This is a genomic window from Agromyces sp. NPDC056523 (assembly GCF_042794545.1).
GTDB lineage: Bacteria > Actinomycetota > Actinomycetes > Actinomycetales > Microbacteriaceae > Agromyces.
The window spans coordinates 129,106-152,378 of sequence record NZ_JBHTTM010000005.1 but is presented as its reverse complement, the minus strand read 5'-3'; the positions used below and the strand labels follow the sequence as shown (position 1 = coordinate 152,378).

At 70.2% G+C, this 23,273-nt stretch carries 21 protein-coding genes; 6 read left to right on the top strand and 15 right to left on the bottom strand.

All coding sequences use genetic code 11. The annotated features are described in order from the left end of the window. The first annotated feature begins 85 nt into the window (after positions 1-85). The gene (locus ACFQ58_RS16100; RefSeq protein ID WP_376952177.1) at positions 86-718 is read left to right on the top strand and encodes an O-methyltransferase; all 633 of its coding nucleotides are present in this window, start codon (positions 86-88) and stop codon (positions 716-718) included. Between the two features lie 26 nt (positions 719-744). On the opposite strand, the gene ACFQ58_RS16095 is transcribed toward ACFQ58_RS16100, so the two are convergent. The 3 genes from ACFQ58_RS16095 to dapE form a co-directional block, all read right to left on the bottom strand. Then, entirely contained in the window at positions 745-918 is a 174-nt protein-coding gene (locus ACFQ58_RS16095; RefSeq protein WP_019179788.1) for a DUF3117 domain-containing protein, read from the bottom strand. A 124-nt stretch (positions 919-1,042) separates the two neighbouring features. Then, the gene (locus ACFQ58_RS16090) at positions 1,043-2,278 is read right to left on the bottom strand and encodes a hypothetical protein (protein WP_376952176.1); all 1,236 of its coding nucleotides are present in this window, start codon (positions 2,276-2,278) and stop codon (positions 1,043-1,045) included. A gap of 10 nt (positions 2,279-2,288) precedes the next feature. Beyond that, positions 2,289-3,392 (bottom strand): succinyl-diaminopimelate desuccinylase, encoded by a 1,104-nt coding sequence (gene dapE, locus ACFQ58_RS16085; RefSeq protein ID WP_376952175.1) that lies wholly within the window; start codon positions 3,390-3,392, stop codon positions 2,289-2,291. A gap of 90 nt (positions 3,393-3,482) precedes the next feature. Between dapE and dapD the strand changes: the two genes are divergently transcribed. After that, positions 3,483-4,445, top strand: coding sequence for a 2,3,4,5-tetrahydropyridine-2,6-dicarboxylate N-succinyltransferase (dapD, locus tag ACFQ58_RS16080; protein ID WP_376952174.1), 963 nt, complete (start codon positions 3,483-3,485; stop codon positions 4,443-4,445). A 108-nt stretch (positions 4,446-4,553) separates the two neighbouring features. Further along, positions 4,554-7,139, top strand: coding sequence for a penicillin acylase family protein (locus ACFQ58_RS16075; RefSeq protein WP_376952173.1), 2,586 nt, complete (start codon positions 4,554-4,556; stop codon positions 7,137-7,139). A gap of 51 nt (positions 7,140-7,190) precedes the next feature. On the opposite strand, the gene ACFQ58_RS16070 is transcribed toward ACFQ58_RS16075, so the two are convergent. After that, complete coding sequence (locus ACFQ58_RS16070) at positions 7,191-7,622, bottom strand: Lrp/AsnC family transcriptional regulator (protein ID WP_376952172.1); 432 nt, start codon at positions 7,620-7,622, stop codon at positions 7,191-7,193. A gap of 129 nt (positions 7,623-7,751) precedes the next feature. Between ACFQ58_RS16070 and ACFQ58_RS16065 the strand changes: the two genes are divergently transcribed. Together ACFQ58_RS16065 and ctlX are read left to right on the top strand one after the other, a co-directional pair. Then, entirely contained in the window at positions 7,752-8,780 is a 1,029-nt protein-coding gene (locus ACFQ58_RS16065; protein ID WP_376952171.1) for an ornithine cyclodeaminase, read from the top strand. Between the two features lie 2 nt (positions 8,781-8,782). Next, complete coding sequence (gene ctlX, locus ACFQ58_RS16060; RefSeq protein ID WP_376952170.1) at positions 8,783-9,766, top strand: citrulline utilization hydrolase CtlX; 984 nt, start codon at positions 8,783-8,785, stop codon at positions 9,764-9,766. A 40-nt stretch (positions 9,767-9,806) separates the two neighbouring features. Here the strand turns inward: ctlX and ACFQ58_RS16055 are convergent, their stop codons facing one another. The 5 genes from ACFQ58_RS16055 to ACFQ58_RS16035 all read right to left on the bottom strand — a co-directional run bounded on the left by ACFQ58_RS16055 (position 9,807) and on the right by ACFQ58_RS16035 (position 13,620). Then, positions 9,807-11,123: a citrate synthase gene (locus tag ACFQ58_RS16055; protein ID WP_376952169.1), complete on the bottom strand. Its 1,317-nt coding sequence runs from the start codon at positions 11,121-11,123 to the stop codon at positions 9,807-9,809. Positions 11,124-11,261: 138 nt separating this feature from the next. Beyond that, complete coding sequence (dapC, locus tag ACFQ58_RS16050) at positions 11,262-12,377, bottom strand: succinyldiaminopimelate transaminase (protein ID WP_376952168.1); 1,116 nt, start codon at positions 12,375-12,377, stop codon at positions 11,262-11,264. Between the two features lie 2 nt (positions 12,378-12,379). Further along, positions 12,380-12,700 (bottom strand): ferredoxin, encoded by a 321-nt coding sequence (gene fdxA, locus ACFQ58_RS16045; RefSeq protein WP_092669160.1) that lies wholly within the window; start codon positions 12,698-12,700, stop codon positions 12,380-12,382. 39 nt (positions 12,701-12,739) lie between these two features. After that, entirely contained in the window at positions 12,740-13,159 is a 420-nt protein-coding gene (locus tag ACFQ58_RS16040; RefSeq protein ID WP_376952167.1) for a DUF6113 family protein, read from the bottom strand. 5 nt (positions 13,160-13,164) lie between these two features. After that, on the bottom strand, positions 13,165-13,620 hold the full coding sequence (locus ACFQ58_RS16035) for a hypothetical protein (protein WP_376952166.1): 456 nt from the start codon (positions 13,618-13,620) through the stop codon (positions 13,165-13,167). An 88-nt stretch (positions 13,621-13,708) separates the two neighbouring features. Between ACFQ58_RS16035 and ACFQ58_RS16030 the strand changes: the two genes are divergently transcribed. Next, the gene (locus ACFQ58_RS16030) at positions 13,709-14,521 is read left to right on the top strand and encodes an enoyl-CoA hydratase/isomerase family protein (protein WP_376952165.1); all 813 of its coding nucleotides are present in this window, start codon (positions 13,709-13,711) and stop codon (positions 14,519-14,521) included. Between the two features lie 38 nt (positions 14,522-14,559). Here ACFQ58_RS16030 and ACFQ58_RS16025 read toward each other — a convergent pair whose 3' ends face one another. From ACFQ58_RS16025 to ACFQ58_RS16000, 6 genes are all read right to left on the bottom strand, one after another. Continuing rightward, positions 14,560-15,249 carry a M23 family metallopeptidase gene (locus ACFQ58_RS16025; protein ID WP_376952164.1) on the bottom strand — a complete coding sequence of 230 codons (690 nt, stop codon included), beginning with the start codon at positions 15,247-15,249 and terminating at the stop codon, positions 14,560-14,562. Between the two features lie 360 nt (positions 15,250-15,609). Further along, the gene (gene typA, locus ACFQ58_RS16020) at positions 15,610-17,532 is read right to left on the bottom strand and encodes a translational GTPase TypA (RefSeq protein WP_376952163.1); all 1,923 of its coding nucleotides are present in this window, start codon (positions 17,530-17,532) and stop codon (positions 15,610-15,612) included. Between the two features lie 204 nt (positions 17,533-17,736). Next, the gene (locus ACFQ58_RS16015) at positions 17,737-19,506 is read right to left on the bottom strand and encodes a dipeptide ABC transporter ATP-binding protein (RefSeq protein WP_376952162.1); all 1,770 of its coding nucleotides are present in this window, start codon (positions 19,504-19,506) and stop codon (positions 17,737-17,739) included. Continuing rightward, positions 19,503-20,459: an ABC transporter permease gene (locus ACFQ58_RS16010; RefSeq protein ID WP_376952161.1), complete on the bottom strand. Its 957-nt coding sequence runs from the start codon at positions 20,457-20,459 to the stop codon at positions 19,503-19,505. The genes ACFQ58_RS16015 and ACFQ58_RS16010 overlap by 4 nt, the downstream gene beginning before the upstream one ends. Further along, positions 20,449-21,378, bottom strand: a complete 930-nt coding sequence (locus tag ACFQ58_RS16005; RefSeq protein ID WP_376952160.1) for an ABC transporter permease — start codon at positions 21,376-21,378, stop codon at positions 20,449-20,451. The genes ACFQ58_RS16010 and ACFQ58_RS16005 overlap by 11 nt, the downstream gene beginning before the upstream one ends. Positions 21,379-21,564: 186 nt before the next feature. Beyond that, positions 21,565-23,187 carry an ABC transporter substrate-binding protein gene (locus ACFQ58_RS16000; RefSeq protein ID WP_376952159.1) on the bottom strand — a complete coding sequence of 541 codons (1,623 nt, stop codon included), beginning with the start codon at positions 23,185-23,187 and terminating at the stop codon, positions 21,565-21,567. Positions 23,188-23,273: the final 86 nt, after the last annotated feature.

The window sequence follows — 23,273 nt, the reverse complement described above, 5'->3', positions numbered from 1 at the left end:
GACAAGGATAGCGGCGGCGAGGCGTGCCGAGTGCCGCGTGCCCGCCCCCTAGGCTTGGGGGTCGGAAGACCCCGGGAGCCGCCACGTGTCCGAACACGACCTGAACTGGAAGTACGTCGACGAGAGCGTCGTGGAATCCGAGTCGATCGCGAAGGCCCGCCAGCAGTCCCTCGAGCTCGGCGTCGAGCCGGTGTCACCCGCGGTCGGGGCACAGCTCTCGGTGATCGCGGCCGCCTGCGACGCGCGTGCGATCATCGAGGTCGGAACGGGCGTCGGCGTGTCGGGGCTCTGGATGCTGCAGGCCGCGCGCGGCGCGCACCTGACGTCGATCGACACCGAGACCGAGTACCAGCAGCACGCGCGCGAGCACTTCGCCGAGGCCGGCGTCGCGCCGGCTCGCGTGCGCCTCATCGCGGGACGCGCCGGCGAGGTGCTGCCGCGCATGAACGAGCGGTCGTACGACCTCGTCTTCATCGACGCCGACGTGCCGTCGGTGATCGAGTACGTGGAGCACGGGCTGCGGCTGGCCAAGCCGGGCGGCAGCGTGCTCGTGGCCCGTGCGCTGTGGAAGGGACGGGTGGCCGACCCGGCGCGGCGAGATGACGCGGCGACGGCGTTCCGCGAGCTCATCTCGGAGCTCGCGGCATCCTCCGCCGTCGTGGCCGCCATCTCGCCGGCCGGGGACGGCCTGCTCCAGATCGTGAAGCTGGGCGCCTGAGGGTCGCGTGGCGCGCGACCCCTGGCTCAGGCCGCGTTCACGACGCCGCCGAGGACGTCGTAGAGCTCCTTGGCCTCAGCGTCGTTCACCGAGACGACGAGGCGGCCGCCGCCCTCGAGGGGCACCCGCACGATGATGAGCCGACCCTCCTTCACAGCCTCCATCGGTCCGTCTCCAGTGCGTGGCTTCATGGCCGCCATTGAGCTACCCCTTTCGTGGCTGAATCTCCATTATCCCGTATCCGACCGACACACCGGTGCGACGCGGCCGCCCTGTGGATGGCACGGGCAAGCGTTCACCGCCGCGACGCCGTGCGTTCGCACGTCACGGCGGCGTCCAGTCGTAGCCGTCGATCCGCCAGGCGATGACCAGCCACCCGAACTGCAGCGCGAGCGACACGGCGACGAGTCCGCCGCGCCACCACGGCGAGCGTGGCACCGCCAGCGCCCCGGCGAGCGGGAACATGGGCGCGAGGATCCGGAACGTGCTCGACTGGGGGAAGAACACAGCGAACAGGTACAGCGCGTAGCTGGCGAGCCAGAGCCGGAGGTCGACGCCGAGGCGCCGGACCCACGGCGACGCGAGCACGAGCGCGAACGCGACGACCAGGGCGATGGGCGCGATCGTGCCCATGGGCTGGTCGAGCCACCAGTCCCCCGCCTGGAACCACGGCGTGAGCGGCACGAGCTCGACGTAGCCGATGTACGACGACCGCCAGGCGAGCTCGGTGTCGGTGTAGGCCTGCATCTCCCCGGTGGCCGCCCACGCGATCGCCGGCCACGCGAGCCCTGCGACGCCGGCCAGCACAGCGACGGATGCCGCGGCGACGCGCTCGCGGACGGGGAACGGATCCCGCTCACGCGTGAACCAGCGCACGATCCAGTGCAGCCCGAGCGTGAGCGCGAAGGCGAGCGCCCCGGGGCGCGTGAACGCCCAGATCAGCACGACCGGGACGAGCCATCCGTACCGCCGGTCGACGAGGAGGAGCAGCGCGACCGCGAGCCACAGGAACCCGAGCGATTCGGCGTAGCCGAACTGCATGATGGGCGCGACCGGCGCCACGCAGAACAGCACCACCGCGAACATCGCCTGGTCGGGTTCGAGGAAGCGCGACATGAGGCGGTGGAAGACGAGCGCCGCCCCGAGCCCCGCGATGAGGGCGATGACGACGGATGCGACATCCCACGGCACGCCGACCACCGTGAGCACGCGCACGATGCCGGGGTAGACGGGCAGGAACGCCCACTGGTTCTCGGCGACGTGGCCCTCGGCGGTGCGCGGCAGCTCGTCGGGGTATCCGGATGACGCGATGAACTCGTACCAGCGGGCGTCCCAGAGGTTCGCGAACTCGAAGTAGCCGGGTTGCGCGTCGGTCCAGGCGTTCGACGCCTGCCGACCGGCCAACTCGAGCACGAACGCCGTCGTGACCGCGCGCGCGGCGACGTACACGAGCACGACCCGCGCCCACCAGGGCAGGAGTCGCCAGCGCACGCGCGGCGACCAGCGGGTGCGGCGGAACGGGTCGGGCTCCCGGACGGCGGCCATCTCGTCGACGCTCACCCGGTGCGCCTCAGCCCGTCGCGCCGGTGAGCCAGCTCCGCAGCGCGCGCTCGCACGCGACGATCTCGTCGCAGTCGACGCGTTCGTCGTCGGCGTGCGCCAGGAGCGGGTCGCCCGGACCGAAGTTCACGGCCGGCACGCCGAGCGCGCTGAAGCGCGCGACATCCGTCCACCCGTACTTGGGCTTGGCCTCGGCACCGACGGCCTGCACGAACTGCTGCGCGAGCGGGTCGTCGAGTCCGGGGCGGGCGCCGTCGGACGCGTCGGTGACGTCGGTCTCGTACTCGGGGAACAGCGCGCGCACCTTCGCGACGGCCTCGTCGATGGTGCGGCTCGGCGCGAACCGGTAGTTGAGGGTCAGCACGGCCTCGTCGGGGATCACGTTGCCGGCAACGCCGCCGTGCACGAGCACGGCGCTCAGGCCCTCGCGGTAGTCGAGCCCGTCGACGGTCACCGTCTCGGCTTCGTACGCGGCGAGGCGCTCGAGCGCCGGCGCGAGCTTGTGGATCGCGTTCTCGCCCACCCAGCTGCGTGCCGAGTGCGCCCGGCGGCCCCGCGTTCGCAGGTCGAGGCGCAGCGTGCCGTTGCAGCCGCCCTCGACCTCGGCGCGGGTCGGCTCGCCGAGGATCGCGAAGTCGGCCTCGAAGAGGTCGGGCCGCACCTTCAGCAACCGGCCCAGCCCGTTGAAGTCGGCGGCGACCTCCTCGTGGTCGTACCACATCCAGGTCACGTCGACCGTGGGATCGGCGAGCTCGTGCGCCAGCTTGAGCTGGACCGCGACGCCGGCCTTCATGTCGACGGTGCCGCGGCCCCAGAGGACGCGGCGTCCGTCGACCTCCTCGAAGCGCGTCGGCACGTTGCCGTTGATCGGCACGGTGTCGAGGTGGCCCGCGATGACCACACGGCGCTCGCGACCGAGGTTCGTGCGCGCGACGACCGTGTCGCCCTCGCGGATCACCTCGAGGTGCACGGCATCCGCCAGCGCGTCGACGATGAGGTCGGCGAGCGGCCCCTCGTCACCCGACACGGTCGGGATGTCGCAGATCGCCTGCGTGATGGCGACGACGTCGGCGGACAGGTCGAGTGCGGCCTCGGGCCGGACGGGATCAGCCATCCTGCAAGTCTACGGGCGGGCGGATGTCGCGGCTGGGCCTCGCACGTCACGCACCGACGTCGGTCGAACCGGGCTCGGTACCCTTGAGGCATGCCCGCAGACTCGCCGAACCCGACCGCGCCCACCGCCGCCTGGGGCGACGGACTCGCCACGATCGCCGCCGACGGCACGGTGCTCGACACGTGGTACCCCGCGCCGCAGCTCGGCGAACTCCCCCAGCCGGCGCCGGCCGCGTGGGAGCCCCCTGCCGGCGCGGTGGGGCCCGACGAGCGACGCGGGGTCACCGTGGAGGCGGTGCGCGTCGCCATCCGCCTCGACGAGCCGCCGACCGGCACGAGCGACGCGTACCTGCGACTGCACCTGCTCTCGCACCTGCTGGTGCGCCCCAACTCGCTGAACCTCGACGGGATCTTCGGCCACCTGCCGAACGTCGCGTGGACCAACGCCGGCCCGGTGCATCCCGACGACCTCGACCGGCTCCGGCCGGTGCTGCAGCGCGCCGGCCTCCACGTCATCGGGCTCGACAAGTTCCCGCGCCTGCTCGACTACGTGGTCCCCGAGCGCGTGCGCGTGGCCGACGCCTCGCGCGTGCGACTCGGCGCCCACCTCGCGCCGGGCACCACCGTGATGCACGAGGGCTTCGTGAACTTCAACGCCGGCACGCTCGGTTCGTCGATGGTCGAGGGTCGCATCTCCCAGGGCGTGGTCGTCGGCGACGGCAGCGACATCGGCGGCGGCGCCTCGATCATGGGCACGCTCTCGGGCGGCGGCACGCAGCGCGTCGCGATCGGCGAGCGCGCGCTGCTCGGGGCGAACTCCGGCATCGGCATCTCGATCGGCGACGACTCGGTGGTCGAGGCGGGCCTGTACGTGACCGCCGGCACCAAGGTCGCCGTCCTCGGCGTCGGAGGCGAGCCCGACCGAGTCGTCAAGGCCGTCGAGCTGTCCGGACAGCCCAACCTGCTGTTCCGTCGCAACTCCCTCGACGGCCGCGTCGAGGTGCTCTCCCGCTCGGGCGAGGGCGTCGTGCTGAACACCGCGCTGCACGCCTGAGTCGGCCCCGGCCGCGGCATCCGCCGTCGCCCCTCGGGAGAGGTACAGTGATCTGCACCCGAGGCGCCCGACGGCGGTCGCCCGGCCGTGACGACACGAGGGAGTGACGTGGGAACGGACGCGCCGAGGACCCGACGCCATCGCTGGGGCCAGTTCCTCGTCGGCATGCTCGTCACGGTGCTCGTGCTCGGCGTCGCCGCGGTCGGAGCGGGGTGGTGGACCGTGCACCGCGCGTTCCCCACGACGACCGGACGGATCGAGGTGCCCGGGCTCGCCGGCGCGGTGACGGTGTACCGCGACGACGCCGGCATCCCGCAGCTCGTCGCCGAGACCGACCACGACCTCTTCTTCGCGCAGGGCTACGTGCACGCCCAGGACCGATTCTGGGAGATGGACTTCCGCCGGCACGTGACGGCCGGGCGGCTGGCCGAGCTGTTCGGCGCGTCGCAGGTCGCCACCGACACGTTCGTCCGAACCCTCGACTGGCGCGGCGTCGCCGAGGCCGAGTGGGAGCTGCTCGACCAGCCGACGCGCGCGTTCTACGAGGCCTACGCCGCCGGCGTGAACGCGTACCTCGCCGAACGCAGCGGCGCCGAGCTGTCGCTCGAATACGCGGTGCTCGCGCTCCAGAATCCCGGGTACGAGCCCGAATCGTGGACGCCGGTCGACTCGATCGCCTGGCTCAAGGCCATGGCCTGGGACCTCCGCTCGAACCTCGGCGACGAGATCGACCGCGCGCTGCTGAGCGCGGAGCTGCCGCCAGAGGAGGTGCAGCGGCTGCATCCCGACTTCCCGTTCTCGGCGATGCCGACGATCGTCGACGGGCTCGCCGCGGCTGCCGCGCCCGCCTCGACGGAGGTGACGCCCCTCTCGACCGAGGCATCGCCGATCGATCCTGGTCACCTCGAGGCCATCGCCGCGCTCGCCGACCGCGTGGACGCCCTCCCCGAGCTCCTCGGACCCGAGGGCGGCGACCTCGGGTCCAACTCGTGGGTGGTCTCCGGGGCGCTCACCGAATCCGGCATGCCGCTGCTCGCGAACGACCCGCACCTCGGCCCGGCCATGCCGTCGATCTGGGTGCAGATGGGCCTGCACTGCGCGGAGCCCACCCCCGAGTGCACGTTCGACGTGGCCGGCTACGGCTTCTCGGGCCTCCCCGGCATCATCATCGGGCATAACAGCACCATCGCCTGGGGCCTCACGAACCTCGGGCCGGATGTCGCGGACCTCTACCTCGAGCGGATCGTCGACGAGTCGTACGAGCTCGACGGCACCCTCCGACCCCTCACCGTGCGCGAGGAGGTGATCGAGGTGGCCGGGGGCGACCCGGTGACCGTCCAGGTGCGCTCCACCGACCGCGGTCCGATCGTGAGCCTCGATCCCGAATCCGACTACGGGCGGATCGCGCAGGGGTACGACCCGAGCGTCGCAGCGGCCGGGGCGGACGGCGGTGCCGCGCCCGGCGGGGCCGAGCTCGAGGTCTCGCTGCAGTGGACGGCGCTGACGCCGGGCACTACGCCGAGTGCGATCTTCGCGATGAACCGCGCATCGGACTGGGCGACGTTCCAGGACGCAGCCGACCTGTTCGACGTGCCCGCGCAGAACCTGGTCTACGCCGACGTCGCGGGCAACATCGGCTACCAGGCGCCAGGTGCGATCCCGGTCCGCAAGGCCGGCGACGGCACGCTGCCGATGCCCGGCTGGACCAGCACGACGGGATGGACCGGCATGGTCCCGTTCGAGGAGCTCCCGTCCGTCCTGAATCCCGCGCGCGGCTACATCGTGACGGCCAACAACGCGGTCGACGATGCCGGCCCGACGCTCACGCGCGACTGGGACCTCGGCTATCGTGCGGACGCCCTCGAACGCCGGATCCTCGAACTCACGGCCGACGGCGGGACCCTCACCGCCGACGACATGTCCGACCTGCAACTCGGCACGCACGACGCGAACGCGCAGGCCTTCCTGCCGGTGATCGCGAGCCTCGACCTCGACGGCGACGCGAAGCGCGGCGCCGACCTGCTCGAGGGGTGGGATGCCCGGACCGGTCCCGACAGCGCCGAGGCGGCCTACTTCGCCGTGTTCTGGCGAACCCTCCTCGACCGCATGTTCGGCGGGCTGCCCGACTCGACCCGGCCCGAGGGCGGCGACCGCTGGTTCGCGGTGGTCGGCTCGCTCCTCGCAGAGCCCGACGCTGCGTGGTGGTCCGACGACGAGGCCGGCGTGACCGGACGCGACGCCGTGATCGCCGCCTCGCTCGAGGACGCGTGGTCCGAGGCATCCGATCGCCTCGGCGACGACCCCGCCGACTGGCGGTGGGGCCTGCTGCACACCCTGACGCTCGAGAACGCCAGCTTCGGGCGCTCGGGCATCGGCCCGATCGAATGGCTGTTCAACCGCGGACCCTACGAGACGGGCGGTGGATCGGCGATCGTGAACGCGGTCGGATGGGACGCGCGCATCGGGTACGAGGCCGACTGGGTGCCGTCGATGCGCATGGTCGTCGACCTCGACGACCTCGACGCATCCACCTGGGTGAACCTCACCGGCGCGTCCGGGCATGCGTTCCATCCGCACTACGCCGACCAGACGCCGCTGTGGCAGCGCGGCGAGAGCCGGCCCTGGCCCTTCACGACCGAGGCCGTGCGCGACGCCGCCGAGGACGCACTGGTGCTGCGTCCAGCCGGCGGCTGAGCCGCGCAGGCCGCACGCTCCGCGCAGGCCGCGCTCAGCGCAGCACCGAGCTCAGCGCAGCACCGAGCTCAGCAGCAGGCTGGTCTCGCTGTTGACCACTCCATCGATCGAGCGGATGCGACCGAGCACGCGGTCGAACTCGCCGAGCGTCTCGGTACGAAGCTCGGCGACGAGGTCCCATCCGCCGTTCGTGGTGTGCAGGGCGATGATCTCGGGGAAGCCGCGGAGCCGTCGAATCACATGGTCGGTACTGCGACCCTCGACCTCGATGAAGGAGATCGCGTGGATCGCGAGCGGAGCGAGCTCGTCGCGCACGCGCACCGAGAAGCCAACGATGAGGCCGGATGCCACGAGCCGATCGATGCGGCCCGTGACCGTCGCCCGGGCGACGCCGAGCCGGCGCGCGAGCTCGGCGACGGGCGCGCGACCGTCCTCGCGGAGCAGGGCGAGGAGGCGGCGATCGAGGTCGTCGAGCTGGTCCATGCGCAGAGTGTAACCCGAGGCATTGCAGAGTGCGCAGCGCACGGCCGATCCGAGCCCAGAGCGGTCGTTGCCGTTGCATATCGACCAGTCCTAGGCTCGATCGAGGGGGACGATTCGAAAGGGAATGGAATGACGAGCTTCGTCGACGTCCGCAACATGGTCGGCTGGGTCGCCAGCACCGGACCTGAGCGCATCATCGCCGGCATCCTCGAGTACCTCGAGCAGGATTTCGCCCGCTGGGAGGCGTTCGACAAGACCCCCCGCGTGGCGAGCCACACGCCGTTCGGCGTGATCGAGCTCATGCCCACGAGCGACCACGAGTCGTACGCGTTCAAGTACGTCAACGGGCACCCTTCCAACCCCGCACGCGGCTACCAGACCGTCACCGCGTTCGGCGTGCTCGCCGACGTGCACAACGGCTACCCCACCTTCCTCGCCGAGATGACCGTCCTCACCGCATTGCGCACCGCAGCGACGAGCGCGTTCGCGGCGAAACTGCTCGCGCGGCCCGACTCCCAGGTCATGGCCATGATCGGCACGGGCAGCCAGGCCGAGTTCCAGGCGCTCGCCTTCCGCCACACGCTCGGCATCACCCGGCTGCGCGTCTTCGACGTCGACCCCGACGCGATCGCGAAGTTCGTGCGCAACATGCTGCCCCTCGGGTTCCAGATCGAGGTCGCCGGCAGCGCCGCCGAGGGGCTCGACGGCGCCGACGTCGTGACCACCTGCACGGCCGACAAGGCCCGCAACGCCGTCGTGGCCGACGAGTGGGTGCGGCCCGGCATGCACCTCAACGCGATCGGCGGCGACTGCCCGGGCAAGACCGAGCTCGACCCCGCCATCCTCGACCGCGCCGGCGTGTTCGTCGAGTACACGCCCCAGACCCGCATCGAGGGCGAGATCCAGGCCAAGCCCGCCGACTTCCCGGTGACGGAACTCTGGGAGGTGCTCACCGAGCGTGCCGCGGGCCGCACGAGCGCCGAGCAGATCACCCTGTTCGACTCGGTCGGCTTCGCGATCGAGGACTTCTCCGCGCTCCGATACGTCCGCGACCAGGTCGCCGGCACGCGGTTCGAGCAGCGCATCGACCTGGTGGCCGACCCCGACGACCCGAAGGACCTCTTCGGGCTGGTCGGCGCGTTCTCCCCGGTGGGCTGAGCATGTCCGTCCAGTCCCCGGCCGCGGTCGTCATGGTCCGGCCGCATCGCTTCGCGCCCAACCCGCAGACGCTCGCCGACAACGGCTTCCAGCCGAACGCCGACGGGCACGACCCCGAGCGACTCGCGGCGGCCGCGTACGACGAGGTGACGCGGGCGGGTGCCGCCCTGGAGGCGGCCGGCGTGACCGTGCACCTCTTCGAGGACGAGACGGCGCACCGGCCCGACAGCGTGTTCCCGAACAACTGGATCTCCACGCACTCGGGCGGGCACATCGCGCTCTTCCCGATGTACACGCCGAATCGGCGCACCGAGCGGCGCGGCGACATCGTCGAGCTGCTGAAGACCACCTACCGCGTCCAGGACGTCATCGACTACTCGGGCCTCGAGTACGACGACGTCTTCCTCGAGGGCACCGGCGCGATGGTGCTGGACCACGAGCTGCGCATCGCCTACGCGGCGCGCTCGAATCGCGCCGACCCCATCGCCCTGGAGCGGTTCTGCACCAACTTCGGCTACGAGCCGATGGTGTTCGACGCCGTCGACGGCCGCGGGATCGCCGTCTACCACACCAACGTGATCCTCAGCATCGCCACCGAGTTCGCCCTCGTCGCGGCCGACATGCTCGTCTCCCCCGCCAGGCGGCAGGAGGTGCTCGACCGGCTCTCTGCACGCGGACGGCGCGACGTCATCGCGCTCACCAATGCGCAGGTCGACGACTTCGCGGGTAACGCGCTCGAGCTGTGGGGATCGCAGGGCCGCGTGCTCGCGCTGTCGCGGCGCGCCTTCGACGCGCTCACGGCCGATCAGCGCGATCGGATCGAGCGCAGCGCACGACTGCTGCCGCTCGACGTCCCGACGATCGAGCTGGCGGGCGGGTCGGTGCGGTGCATGCTCGCCGGCGTCCACCTGGACCCGCGTCCGGGCCTCGTCGAGCCGCACGGCGCGCTCATGGACGACGCCGCCGCGGTCTCGGTGGTCGAGTAGTCGGCGCGTCCGCCTGCGGCTCGATCGCCGGGGGCGGCGGTCAGCGAATCGTCGGGTAGCGACGCTCGATCGACCCGGTGTACAGCTGCTGCGGGCGGCCGATCTTCGTCTGCGGGTCGAGGTTCATCTCGCGCCAGTGCGCGATCCAGCCGGGCAGCCGGCCGATCGCGAAGAGCACCGTGAACATGCGTGTGGGGAAGCCCATCGCCTTGTAGATGACGCCGGTGTAGAAATCGACGTTCGGGTAGAGGCGGCGCTGCTTGAAGTACTCGTCCTCGAGCGCGAACTGCTCGAGTTCCTTCGCGATGTCGAGCAGAGGGTCGTTCACGCCGAGCCCCTCGAGCACCGCGTTTGCGCTCTCCTTGACGATCTTCGCGCGCGGATCGTAGTTCTTGTAGACCCGGTGGCCGAAGCCCATGAGCTTGACGCCATCCTCCTTGCGCTTGACGCGCTCGACGAACTTCGCGACGCCCTCGCCCGAGTCGCGGATCTGCGCGAGCATCTGCAGCACGGCCTCGTTCGCACCGCCGTGCAGCGGGCCCGAGAGCGCCTGGATGCCCGCCGAGATCGACGCATAGAGGTTCGCACCCGTCGAGCCGACGAGTCGCACCGTCGAGGTCGACGCGTTCTGCTCGTGGTCCTCGTGCAGGATCAGCAGGCGGTCGAGCGCCTTCGCAAGCGTGGGTTCGATCGTGTACGGCTCGGCCATGTTGCCGAAGTTGAGCCGCAGGAAGTTCTCGACGAAGTTGAGCGAGTTGTCGGGGTACAGGAACGCCTGGCCGATGCTCTTCTTGTGCGCGTACGCCGCGATCACGGGCAGCTTCGCCAGCAGGCGGATGGTGGTCAGCTCGACGTGGTCGGGGTCGTGCGGGTCGGACGAGTCCTCGTAGTAGGTCGAGAGCGCGGCGACGGCGCTCGAGAGCACGGCCATGGGGTGGGCCGTGTGCGGCAGGGCCGAGAAGAAGCGCTTCAGGTCTTCGTGCAGCAGCGTGTGGCGGCGGATCTTCTCGTCGAACTCGCCGAGCTGGTCGGGCGTCGGCAGCTCGCCGTACATGAGCAGCCAGGCCACCTCGAGGTAGGTGGAGTGCTCGGCCAGCTGCTCGATCGGATACCCGCGATAGCGCAGGATGCCCTGCTCGCCGTCGATGTAGGTGATCGAGGAGCGGGTGGAGGCGGTGTTGACGAAGCCGTAGTCGAGCGCGGTGAGACCGGTCTGGCGCGTCAGCGTGGAGAGGTCGATGCTGCCGTTGCCCTGCGAGGCCGCGTGGATCGGGAATTCGGCCGTGCCGCCCGGAAAGGCCAGCGTCGCGGTGTCGGGGCGGTCGGCCCCGGCCGCTTCGTTCACGACGTTGCTCACGGCGTCTCCTGTGATCGTCACTTGGTCCCCTGCTCTCAAGCCGGCCGTCGGTCGGCGCGCGCGGCCCGAATACAGCCTAGACGTGACGACGGCACACTGTCGCATCCACCAAGAGATGCGCGATCTGATTGGTGGATGTCACCGCACGGCCGTGGCGCGCAGGCGCGCGGCGCCCGAGGCGATGCGTTCGTCGGGTGCGGTGAGCGAGAGCCGGACGTGCTGCGGGAAGTGCGTGCCGTAGAAGTGCCCGGGTCCGCCGAGGATTCCGAGGTCGGCCAGGCGGCCGATCGACTCCCACGCATCGCGTCCCTCGGTGGCCCAGAGGTAGAGCCCGGCCTCGCTGTGGTCGATGCGGAATCCGGCGTCCTGGAGGGCGGGCTTCAGCAGGCTCCGCCGCGAGCGGTACCGCTCCTTCTGCTCGGCGACGTGCGCATCGTCGCCGAGGGCGACGGTCATCGCGGCTTGCAGCGGTGCGGGGACCATGAGTCCGGCGTGCTTGCGCGCCGTGGTCAGACGCGCGATCGAGTCGTGGCATCCGGCGACGAATGCGGCGCGGTACCCGGCCATGTTGGACTGCTTCGACAGCGAGTAGATCGCCAGGACGTGCGTCGTGTCGCCGTCGGTGACCCGCGGGTCGAGGATGCTCGGCACCGGCGCGGCATCCCACGGCGCCTCCCAGCCGAGCTCGGCGTAGCACTCGTCGCTGACGATCACGGCCCCGAGCTCGCGCGCGCGGCCGACCGCCCGGCGCAGCTCGTCGATGCCGAGCACCCGCCCGTCGGGATTGCCGGGCGAGTTCACCCAGACCAGGCGCGTGTGCTCGGGCCAATCGTCGGGGTCGTCGGATGCCACGGCCGTCGCGCCCGCGAACACCGCGCCCATCTCGTAGGTCGGGTAGGCCGCCCTCGGGTGCACGACGCGATCCCCGGCTCCGACGCCGAGGAGGAACGGCAGGAGCGCGACGAGCTCCTTCGAGCCGATCGTCGGCAGCACGGCCTCGGCGTCGAGACCGACGACCCCGCGCCGGCGGGCGAACCAGTCGACGATCGCGCGCCGCAGCGCAGCCGTGCCGATCGTGGCCGGATAGGAGTGCGCGTCGGTCGCGGCCGCGAGCGCGTCGCGCACGACCGTGGGCGTCCGGTCGACCGGGGAGCCGATCGACAGGTCGACGATGCCGTCGCGGTGCGACATGGCGCGGGCGCGATAGGGGACCATGAGGTCCCAGGGGTACTCGGGCAGCGCGCCGAGCGCCATGCTCAGTGGCCCTGCGGCGGCAGGGCGGCGACGAGCGGGTGGTCCTTCGGGATCACGCCGACCTTCGCAGCGCCGCCGGGCGAGCCGATGTCGTCGAAGAATTCGACGTTCGCCTTGTAGTAGTCGGCCCATTCGTCGGGCAGGTCGTCTTCGTAGTAGATCGCCTCGACCGGGCACACCGGCTCGCACGCACCGCAGTCGACGCATTCGTCAGGGTGGATGTAGAGCGAGCGTTCACCCTCGTAGATGCAGTCGACGGGGCACTCGTCGATGCAGGCTCGGTCTTTCACATCGACGCACGGCAGGGCGATGACGTAGGTCACGGTGGGTCGCGGTCCCTTCGAAGAGGCTGGAGTGCCAGTCTACGCGCGCCGGGTGTCGCGTGACGGCAGCGAGGGCCAGGCCACGACGAGCACGGCGATGAGCGCCGGGCCGACGGCCCATACGGTGCCCACGATGCCGCTCGCGACGAGGACGGATCCGCCCGGCCCCGGCAGCGACAGCAGGGCGACGGAGCCCACCACGCCGACTGCGGCGGCCGTCGCGGCGGCCCGGCCTCCGGCGACCAGTCGGATCCCGATGAGCAGCGCCGCCACGCCGATGAGCGCGAGGACGAGTCCCCAGGGGATCGTGACGTCGCCGACCTGCCAGGAGTGCCGATGACCGACCGTGGCGATGGTGCCGTAGACCAGTCCGACGAGGAAGGCGACCGCGAGCGTGCCCAGCCGGGAGCCGAGCGAACGGCCGTGCTCGTCCTCCCGCGCGGCGGACACGGAGGTCACCGCGCTCACCGAGGCGCCGGGAAGACCGTGTACGTCACGGTCGTCGCGTCACCGGCCAGCACGACGACGTACTGGCCGTCGGTGTAGACGGAGCCGCCTGCGGCATCGCCCGAGAGCGAGGCATCCTCGGCGAATCCCGCCGCCGTGAGCGCCGACGTCGCGTCGGCGACCGGATCGGCGCCCTGGGGCGTGAGCACCACCATCCAGCCGTCGCCGTTCCCTCCGGCGCCGCCGGCGACCTCGATCCTGCCGTCGATGACCGGGACGGATGCCGGGAAGTCGGCGGGCAGGTCCCCGCCGAGCTCGACGTCGCCGCCCGTCGCGCCCTCGACCGTCTCCTCGACGGTGCGGTCGACGAGGTCCTGCACCGGGTTGCCGACGCACCCGGTGAGCAGGAGCGTCGCGGTGGCCACGACGGCGGACAGCACGGCGAGGCGGCCGCGAAGGCGGGGAGCAGGCATGCCCGCGAGTCTACCGGCCCTGCCGCGAGCGGAGCATGGCGTAGCGTGGTCGCGAGCGCGGTGCCGCGCCGCGGGAAGGACGAGCCAGATGACCGAGCAGCCCGTGACCTCCGCCGTCCCGTCCCCGGTGCGCATCGAACGCGATGGCGTCGTGGCGACGGTGGTCATCGATCGGCCGAAGGCGCTCAACGCGCTCTCCCCCGAGGTGCTGCAGGCCGTCGCCGACGCGTTCGACCGGCTCGCGTCCGAGGGCGACGCCGTCCGAGGCGTGCTCGTCGTCGGCGAGGGCGGCCGCGCGTTCGTCGCGGGAGCCGACATCCGCTCACTCGCGGACCTCACGCCCGAGGAGGGTGCCGAGGCGTCGCGACTCGGCCACCGGGTCGCCGCCGCGATCGAGTCCTTCCCCGCCCCGGTGATCGCGTGCGTCGACGGATTCGCGCTCGGCGGCGGGCTCGAGCTCGCGCTCGCGTGCGACCTGATCTACGCGACGGATGCGTCGGGCTTCGGCCAGCCCGAGGTGCGGCTCGGGCTCATCCCGGGCTTCGGCGGCACGGTCCGGCTCCCGCGCGCGGTCGGACTCCCGCTCGCCAAGGAGCTCATCTTCACCGGTCGCCGGATCGACGCGGAGACCGCCGAACGGGCGGGCCTCGTCGCCCGTCGCTTCCCCGATCGCGACGCACTGCTCGAAGGCGCGCGCGCCACCCTCGCCGAGGTCGCCGAGAACGCGTGGACCGCGGTCGCGCTGGCGAAGCGCGTGCTCGTCGCAGCCGCGGGCACGCCCACCGAGCGCGCGAGCGAACTCGAGGTCGCGGGCTTCGAGGATGCGTTCCGGACCGCCGACATGCGCGAGGGGGTCGCTGCATTCGTCGAGAAGCGCGAACCCCGATTCAGCGGGCGCTGACGCAGCTCGCTCGCGTCGGAGACGCCGAGCGAGCCGGCTCAGCCGGTGACGTGCGACTGCAGCCAGCCGAGCCCGTCGAAGCGGACGCCGTCGGCGCCGTACATCTCGAGGTGGAGGTGCGGCCCGGTGGACTGCCCGGTGGTGCCGACCGCCCCGATGACCTGGCCCGCCGTCACGCGCTGACCCACCGACACCTGGAGGGAGCCGTACTGCTGGTGCGCGTAGAGGGAGGTGACGAGCTCGCCGCCGATGTTGTGCTGGATCTCGACGTAGACACCGAGTCCGCCGCCCGACTCGGTCGCGGTGATCACGACGCCGTCGGCGAGTGAGACGATCGGTGCACCCTCACCCGGGTTGAAGTCGATGCCGTCGTGGAAGGTCGAGCACCCGGCACAGGGCGCCGAACGGCCACCGAAGCCCGAGGCGATGCGTGAGGGGTCGACGGGCCACACGACGCGGGGCGTCTCGATCAGCGACACCGAACCCACGCCGGCCACGCTGGACTCGATGGGCGGCGGTGCCGCCTCGACCTCCCACGCCTCGGTGTCGATCGGCGCGAGTGCGACCTCGGAACCGACGTCGAGCGACTGCGGACGCACCGACAGCGTGTCCTCAGCGGGCGCGTAGACGGATGCCCGCACCTCGGTGTCCGTCGCGGTGACCGCGAGTGCGGGCACGCTGGTCGCGAGCAGCAGGCCGCCGACGACCGACATGGCGCCGAGGGACATCACGGAGCGGCTCGGCACGACCGAACGGGCTCGCGGCTGCCGAGCGGGTTCGGCGGCCCGGGAGGCGCGACGCGCGGACTCGGCCCGGGGCGTCGCGGTGGCGGTCGAGCGCGTACGGCGGGGACCACCGGCGCGCAGGGGCTGACGTGCGGCCGCGCGGCGGCCGTGCTGGGGGAAGTTCATAAGTGGGGGCGTTTCGGGGGTAACGGTTTCGTAACAACTGAATGCGTTTCGAATGAACCCGAGAAACCTTACGCGGCCGAATCTGGGAACTTCATCAATCCGGCGGGCGCGGACGAACCCACGGAAGGACTCGGTGACGGGCGCGTCATCGACCCCGCCACCGTCGCGCCGAAGTCGCTACGCCTGCTTCTTCAGACGCGACGCCGCCCGTGCGCGGGCCGTCTGGTCGAGTTCGACCTTGCGGATCCGCACCTTCTCGGGCGTGACCTCGACGCACTCGTCCTCGCGAGCGAACTCGAGGCACTCCTCGAGCGTGAGCTGCCGCGACGGCGTCATCGACTCGAAGGTGTCGGCCGTCGACGAACGCATGTTCGTGAGCTTCTTCTCCTTCGTGATGTTCACGTCCATGTCGTCGTTGCGCGAGTTCTCGCCGATGACCATGCCTTCGTAGACCTCCTCGGTGGGGTTCACGAAGAAGGTCATGCGCTCCTGGAGCGCGATGATGGCGAACGGCGTGACCACGCCGGAGCGGTCGGCCACGATGGAGCCGTTGTTGCGGGTCGTGATGGCGCCGGCCCACTCGTCGTAGCCGTGCGAGATCGCGTTCGCGATGCCGGTACCGCGCGTGATGGTCAGGAACTCGGTGCGGAACCCGATGAGCCCACGGCTCGGCACGATGAACTCCATGCGGACCCAGCCCGTGCCGTGGTTCGCCATGTTGTCCATGCGGCCCTTGCGAGCTGCGAGCAGCTGCGTGATCGCGCCGAGGTACTCCTCGGGCGCGTCGATCGTGAGGTGCTCGTAAGGCTCGTGCACCTTGCCGTCGACGTGCCTCGTCACCACCTGCGGCTTGCCGACCGTGAGCTCGAACCCCTCACGGCGCATCTGCTCGACCAGGATCGCGAGCGCGAGCTCGCCGCGACCCTGCACCTCCCAGGCATCGGGTCGGCCGATGTCGAGCACCTTCAGCGACACGTTGCCGATGAGCTCCCGATCGAGGCGATCCTTCACCATGCGGGCCGTGAGCTTGTGGCCCTTGACCTTGCCGACGATCGGCGACGTGTTCGTGCCGATGGTCATCGAGATCGCGGGGTCGTCGACGTGGATCGCGGGAAGCGGCTGCACGTCCTCGGGGTCGGCGAGCGTCTCGCCGATGGTGATGTCCTCGATGCCCGCGACGGCGATGATGTCGCCGGGGCCGGCCTCCTCGGCCGGGAAGCGCTCGAGCGCCTTCGTCTTCAGCAGCTCGGTGACGCGGACGTTCGATTGCGAGCCGTCGTGGCGGACCCACGCGACCGTCTGCCCCTTTCGGATGCGGCCGTTGAAGACGCGGAGCAGGGCGAGGCGACCGAGGAACGGCGAGGCGTCGAGGTTCGTGACCCATGCCTGCAGCGGCGCCTCGTCGTCGTACGTCGGTGCCGGGACGTGCTGGAGGATCGCCTCGAAGAGCGGCTCGAGGTCGTCGGAGTCGGGCAGGCTCCCGTTGGCGGGCTTCTCGTGCGAGGCCCGGCCCGCCTTGCCCGAGGCGTACACCACCGGGACGTCGAGGATCGCGTCGAGGTCGAGGTCGCCATCGGTTCCAGCCGACGCAGCGTCGTCGGCGAGGTCGGACGCGAGGCCGAGGAGCAGGTCCTGGCTCTCCGCGACGACCTCGTCGATCCGCGCGTCGGGGCGGTCGGTCTTGTTCACGAGCAGGATCACCGGCAGTCGCGCCTCGAGCGCCTTGCGGAGCACGAACCGGGTCTGCGGCAGCGGACCCTCGGACGCATCCACCAGCAGCACCACGCCGTCGACCATCGAGAGGCCGCGCTCGACCTCGCCGCCGAAGTCCGCGTGACCGGGCGTGTCGATCACGTTGATCGTGACCGGACCGTCGGCGGCGTGCCGACCGGCGTACTCGACCGCCGTGTTCTTGGCGAGGATCGTGATGCCCTTCTCGCGCTCGAGCTCGTTCGAGTCCATCGCGCGCTCGTCGACGTGAGCGTGCTCGGCGAACGAATGGGTCTGCTTGAGCATCGCGTCGACGAGCGTCGTCTTGCCGTGGTCGACGTGGGCGACGATCGCGACGTTGCGCAGGTCGTTGCGGGTGGCCTTGGCCATGATGGGTCCTCGCGTGGCTCCGGTCGCCCTTCGGGCACCGGGAAGCGGATCGGGCAGCGCGGGAGGCGCTGGGAAGGAGTCGGTGGGAGCGCGACGGGCCGTGACGACGGTTCGCGCCCGACAAGCCTACCCTGTCGCACCGAGACGCCGAACGCCCGGCGTCCGAGTGGACGCCGGGCGTTCGGTCTGGGGACCGCCTCCGCGCTACGCGCCGAGCTTGAGGTTCGCGCCCGGGATGGCCGCGAGCAGGTCCTTCGTGTACTGCTCCTTGGGGGTGTCGAAGACCTCGTCGGTCGACGCCGCCTCGACGATACGCCCCTTCTGCATCACGCAGACATGGTCGGCGATGACGCGCACGACCGCCAGGTCGTGGGTGATGAAGAGGTACGTGAGGTGGAGCTCGGCCTGCAGGTCGGCGAGCAGGCGCAGGATCTGCGCCTGCACGAGCACGTCGAGCGCCGACACCGCCTCGTCGAGCACGACGATCTCGGGCTTGAGCGCGAGCGCACGCGCGATCGCGATGCGCTGGCGCTGACCGCCCGAGAGCTCGTTCGGGTACCGGCCCACGAGCGTCCGCGGAAGCGACACCTGGTCGAGCAGCTCGAGCACGCGCTGGCGCCGCGACGGCCGGTCGCCCACCTTGTGGGTGAACAACGGCTCGGAGATCGTGTTGCCGATGTTGCGCAGCGGGTTCAGCGAGCCGTACGGGTCCTGGAACACCGGCTGCATGCGGCTGCGGAGATCGAACAGCTCCTTGCCGCTGAGCTTGGCCAGGTCCTTCCCGCCGACCATGATCTTGCCGCTCGTCGTGTCCTCGAGCTTGAGGAGCATCTTCGCGACGGTGGACTTGCCCGATCCGGACTCGCCCACGAGCGCCATCGTGGTGCCCTTGGGGATCTGGAACGAGACCTCATCGACCGCGGTGAAGTCGCCCGAGCCGCGGATCTTGAACACCTTGGTGAGATCCTCGACCACGATCGCCGGCGGTTGCGCCGCGGCGGCCTCGACGACCTCCTGGCGTGCCTCGGCCGTCGCGATCAGGTCGATCGCGTCGCCCGCCACGTGGCCGGCGTCCTCGGACATCGAGGCCTCGGCGGCGGACACGCTCCCGACCGCCTGGATGCGGCGCGAGGCGAGGCTCGGTGCCGCCGCGACCAGGCGCTGCGTGTAGGGGTGCTGCGGGTTCTGCAGGATCTCGAGCGAGGGTCCGGACTCGACCACCTTGCCCTTGTACATCACGACGAGCTGCTCGGCACGCTCGGCAGCGAGGCCGAGGTCGTGCGTGATGAAGAGCAGCGTGGTCCCGAGCTCGCGGGTGAGCGACTCGAGGTGGTCGAGGATGACGCGCTGGACGGTCACGTCGAGCGCCGAGGTGGGCTCGTCGGCGATCAGCAGCTGGGGGTCGGCGGACAGGCCGATGCCGATGAGCACACGCTGGCGCATGCCGCCCGAGAACTGGTGCGGGAACTGCTTCAGGCGACGGTCGGCGTCCTTCAGGCCGGCCTGCTGGAGCACCTCGATCGCACGGGCGCGGACCTCCTTGCGGCCGGACGCGATGCCGTTGGCCTTGACGGCCTCCTCGACCTGGAACCCGATCGACCAGACCGGGTTCAGGTTCGACATCGGGTCCTGCGGCACGAAGCCGATCTTGCGGCCGCGGATGCCCTCCATCTCCCGCTTCGACGCCTTGGAGATGTCCTGGCCGTCGAGGAGGATCTGGCCGCCGGCGATCTGACCGGTGCCCGGAAGGAGGTTGATGATCGCGTGCGCGGTCGTGGACTTGCCCGATCCGGACTCGCCCACGATCGCCAGGCTCTGCCCGCGGTAGAGGGTGATGTTCACGCCGTCGACGGCCGTGACCTTGCCATCCTGGGTGGTGAAGTCGACCTTGAGGTCCTTGATCTCGAGGAGCGGGCGCTCCTGCGTGCCGGGATCGGCCGGCTGCACGTCGGTGCGATTGACTGCCGTGCTCATCGCCGGGCCCTCGCCTTCGGGTCGAGCGCATCCCGGACGACCTCGCCGAGCATGATGAAGGCGAGAACCGTGATCGACAGCGCGAGGGACGGGAGGATGAGAGTCTGCGGCGCGGTCCGGAGGTCGGTCTGCGCCTGGCTGATGTCGTTGCCCCACGACATGGTCGACGAGGGCAGTCCGACTCCGAGGAACGACAGCGTCGCCTCTGCGACGATGGCCGACGCGAGCGAGATCGTCGTGATGACGATGACGGGCGCGATCGAGTTCGGCAGCACGTGCCGAAGGAGGATGCGGAACGGGGCGACGCCGAGGGCGGTGGCGGCCATCACGAAGTCGGAGTTCTTCACCCTCAGGATCTCGGCTCTCAGCACACGGGCCGTCGCCGGCCAGGCGAATATGCCGATCGCGAGTGAGATCACCCACACGTTCGCGTACTGCGACAGCACGGACATGATGACCACGGCCGCGAGGATGTAGGGGATCGAGAAGAAGATGTCGCCGAGGCGCGAGAGGACCGAGTCGATCCATCCGCCGTAGAACCCGGCCAGGCCGCCGAAGACGAGGCCGAGGAAGGCGACCAGGACGGTCACGATGATGCCGACCGAGAGCGACGTCGACGTGCCGTGGATGATGCGCGAGTAGATGTCGCAGCCCTGGCGGGTGAAGCCGAGCGGGTGGCCCGGCTGGGGGCCGCCGTTGCTGTTCGCGAGCTGGCAGTCGTTGTTCGGCGGCACCTGGGTGAACCAGCCGGGGAACAGCGCGACGATCACCACGATGACGATGAGCACGGCCGAGATCCAGAACATCGGGCGCCGGCGCACGTCGCGCCATGCGTCGAGCCAGAGGTTGGACGGCTTGCCCTCGGTCTTGACCTTGTCGATCGCGACGAGCGGGGTCTCCTCGAGCGGCGCGACGAAGTGCTGCTGATCGGGACGAGTGGTGTTACTTGGCATAGCGGATCCTCGGGTCGAGCACGGCGTACAGCAGATCCACCAGCAGGTTGATGACGAGGTAGATCAGCACCATGACGGTCACGAACGAGACGACGGTCGGTCCCTCGCCGCGGATGATGGCCTGGTAGAGGGTGCGGCCCACGCCTGGCACGTTGAAGATGCCCTCGGTCACGGTCGCGCCGACCATGAGCACGCCGAAGTCGACGGCGAGGTAGGTCACGACGGGGATGAGCGAGTTGCGCAGGATGTGCACGGGGACGATCCGGGAGCGCGACAGGCCCTTGCTCGCGGCAGTGCGAACGAAGTCCTGCGTGTCCGTGTCGATGACCGACGCCCTCGTCAGTCGGGTGATCTGCGCGAAGCTGATCGTGGCGAGCACGATCGCTGGAAGTATCAGGTCCTGGATCGGCGCACCGGCGCTCACCGTCGTCCGGAACCAGCCGAGCTGGATTCCGAAGATGTACTGGCACACGAACGCGATCACGAAGATCGGCAGCGAGATCAGGATCAGGCTCACGACGAGCGCCGACGCATCGAAGATGCCGCCCTTGCGGAGACCCGAGACCAGGCCGATCGTGATGCCCGCGACCATCTCGAAGAAGACTGCCAGCACTGCCAGTCGGAGGGTGACGGGGAACGTGGCCGCGAGGATCTCGGACACCGGCTGACCCGAGAACGAGACGCCGAAGTCGCCGCGGAAGATGCCGCCGAGGAAGAGCAGGTACTGGACGATGAAGGGCTGGTCCAGGTTGTACCGCTCACGCAGCTGCTCGAGGACAGCAGGAGGCGGGGTCTTCTCGCCGAACAGGGCGACGATCGGGTCGCCCGGCATGGCGAAGACCATGAAGTAGATCAGGAAGGTGGTACCGAGCAGGACAGGGATCGCCTGTAGCAGTCGGCGCACGATATAGCCGGCCATGGATCAGGCCTGCCTGGTCGTGATTGTTGACATGTTGAAGAAACCTCACCGTTTGCGAGTTCGTCCACACGATGCTACGCCGATCGGCTCTGCATCGGGGATACGTGGGTGTGGGGCGGCAGTCGAAATCGACCACCGCCCCACGGGCGCCTCAGAGTCTAACCCCGAGTCACGCCTTGACGAGAATTACTCCTCGGTCTTGGTGACCTCGTGGAGGATCGGCCAGCTGTCCCAGCCGAACTGCACGTTGTCGACCTGCTCGCCCCACGCGCCCATGGCGTTCGTGTACCAGAGCGGGATGGCGGGGAGGTCCTGGAACAGGATCTCCTGCGCCTGCTGGAACTTCTCGATGCCCTCCTGGACGTCGGTCGCCGCGGCGCCCTCGTCGAGCAGCGCGTCGAACTCGGGGTTCGAGTAGTCGCCGTCGTTCGAGCCGGCGCCGGTGCCGAAGATCGGCCCGAGACCGTTGAACATCGACGGGTAGTCGAACTGCCAGCCGGTGCGGAACGCGGTCTGCGTGGTGCGGTCCGTGATCAGCGTGCGGTGCTCGGCGAAGGTCGGGATCGGAGCACCCGACGCCTCGATGCCGAGGTTGTTCTTCAGCTGGTTGGCGACCGCGTCGACCCAGCCCTGGTTGGGGCCGTCGGCGTTGTACTGGATCTGGAACGAACCGCTCCACGGCGCGATGGCGTCAGCCTCGGCCCACAGCTCCTTGGCCAGCTCGGCGTCGAACTCGAGCACCTCGGCGCCCGGGATCTCCTCGGAGTAGCCGTCGATGACCGGCGACGTGAAGTCCTGGGCCGGCGTACGCGTGCCGTTGAAGATCACGTCGGTGATCTCTTCGCGGTTGATCGCGTGCGAGATGGCCTGACGACGGAGGTTGCCCTCCTCGCCGCTCCAGTGCTCGAGGCGCTCGGGGATCGTGATGGTGGCGTTCGCCGCGGCGGGCTGGTTGACGGCGCGACCCTCGAACTCGGTCTCGAACGTCTGCAGCGCGCTGTCGGGGATGTCCTGGATGATGTCCAGGTTGCCACCCTGCAGGTCGGCGTACGCGGCGTCGGTGCTCGCGTACAGGATCATGTCGATCCCGCCGTTCGCCGCCTCGCGCGGGCCGTCGTAGTCCTCGTTCTTGACGAGGTCGATGCGCTCGTTGTGCGCCCAGGCGCCCTCGCCGTCGAGCATGTACGGGCCGTTGCCGATCGGGTTCTCACCGAAGGCCTCGATGTCGTCCCACGCCGATGCCGGAACCGGGAAGTACGCCGTGTAGCCGAGTCGCAGCGGGAAGTCGGACTCGGGCTGGTTGAGGGTCACGGTGAACGTGGTGTCGTCCACGACCTCGAGGCCCGAAAGCTCCTCGACGTTCTCCTCGTAGCTGAAGCCCTCGATGCTCTCGAAGAAGTAGCTCGAGAGCTGCGCGTTGTCGAGCGCGGCGCCGTAGTTCCACGCGTCGACGAACGACGCGGCATCGACCGGGTCGCCGTTCGTGAACGTGAGGCCCTCGCGGATCTTGATCGTGTAGGTCTGCGCGTCCTCGGTCTCGATGGACTCCGCGACGTCGTTGTGCACGGCGCCCTCGGCGTCGTAGTACACGAGGCCCGCGAAGATGTTCTGAATCACGAGACCGCCACCGACCTCGTTGGTGTTGGTGGGGATCAGCGGGTTCTGGGGCTCGGTGTTGTTGACCGAAATGATCGCGGTCGAGTCACCCTCGGGTGCCGCAGGCTCGTTGCTCGTCGAGCATCCGGCCAGCGTCAGGACGCCGGCCGCCGCAAGAGCAACGGCGGCAACGCCGAATCTCTTGATCTTCAATGTTCCTCCTGTGAGATGAGCGCACGCTCGCGCGGATTCGTGATCGTGCGAGGGGGCGCTTGTAGTGAATCGAGACTATAAGCGGG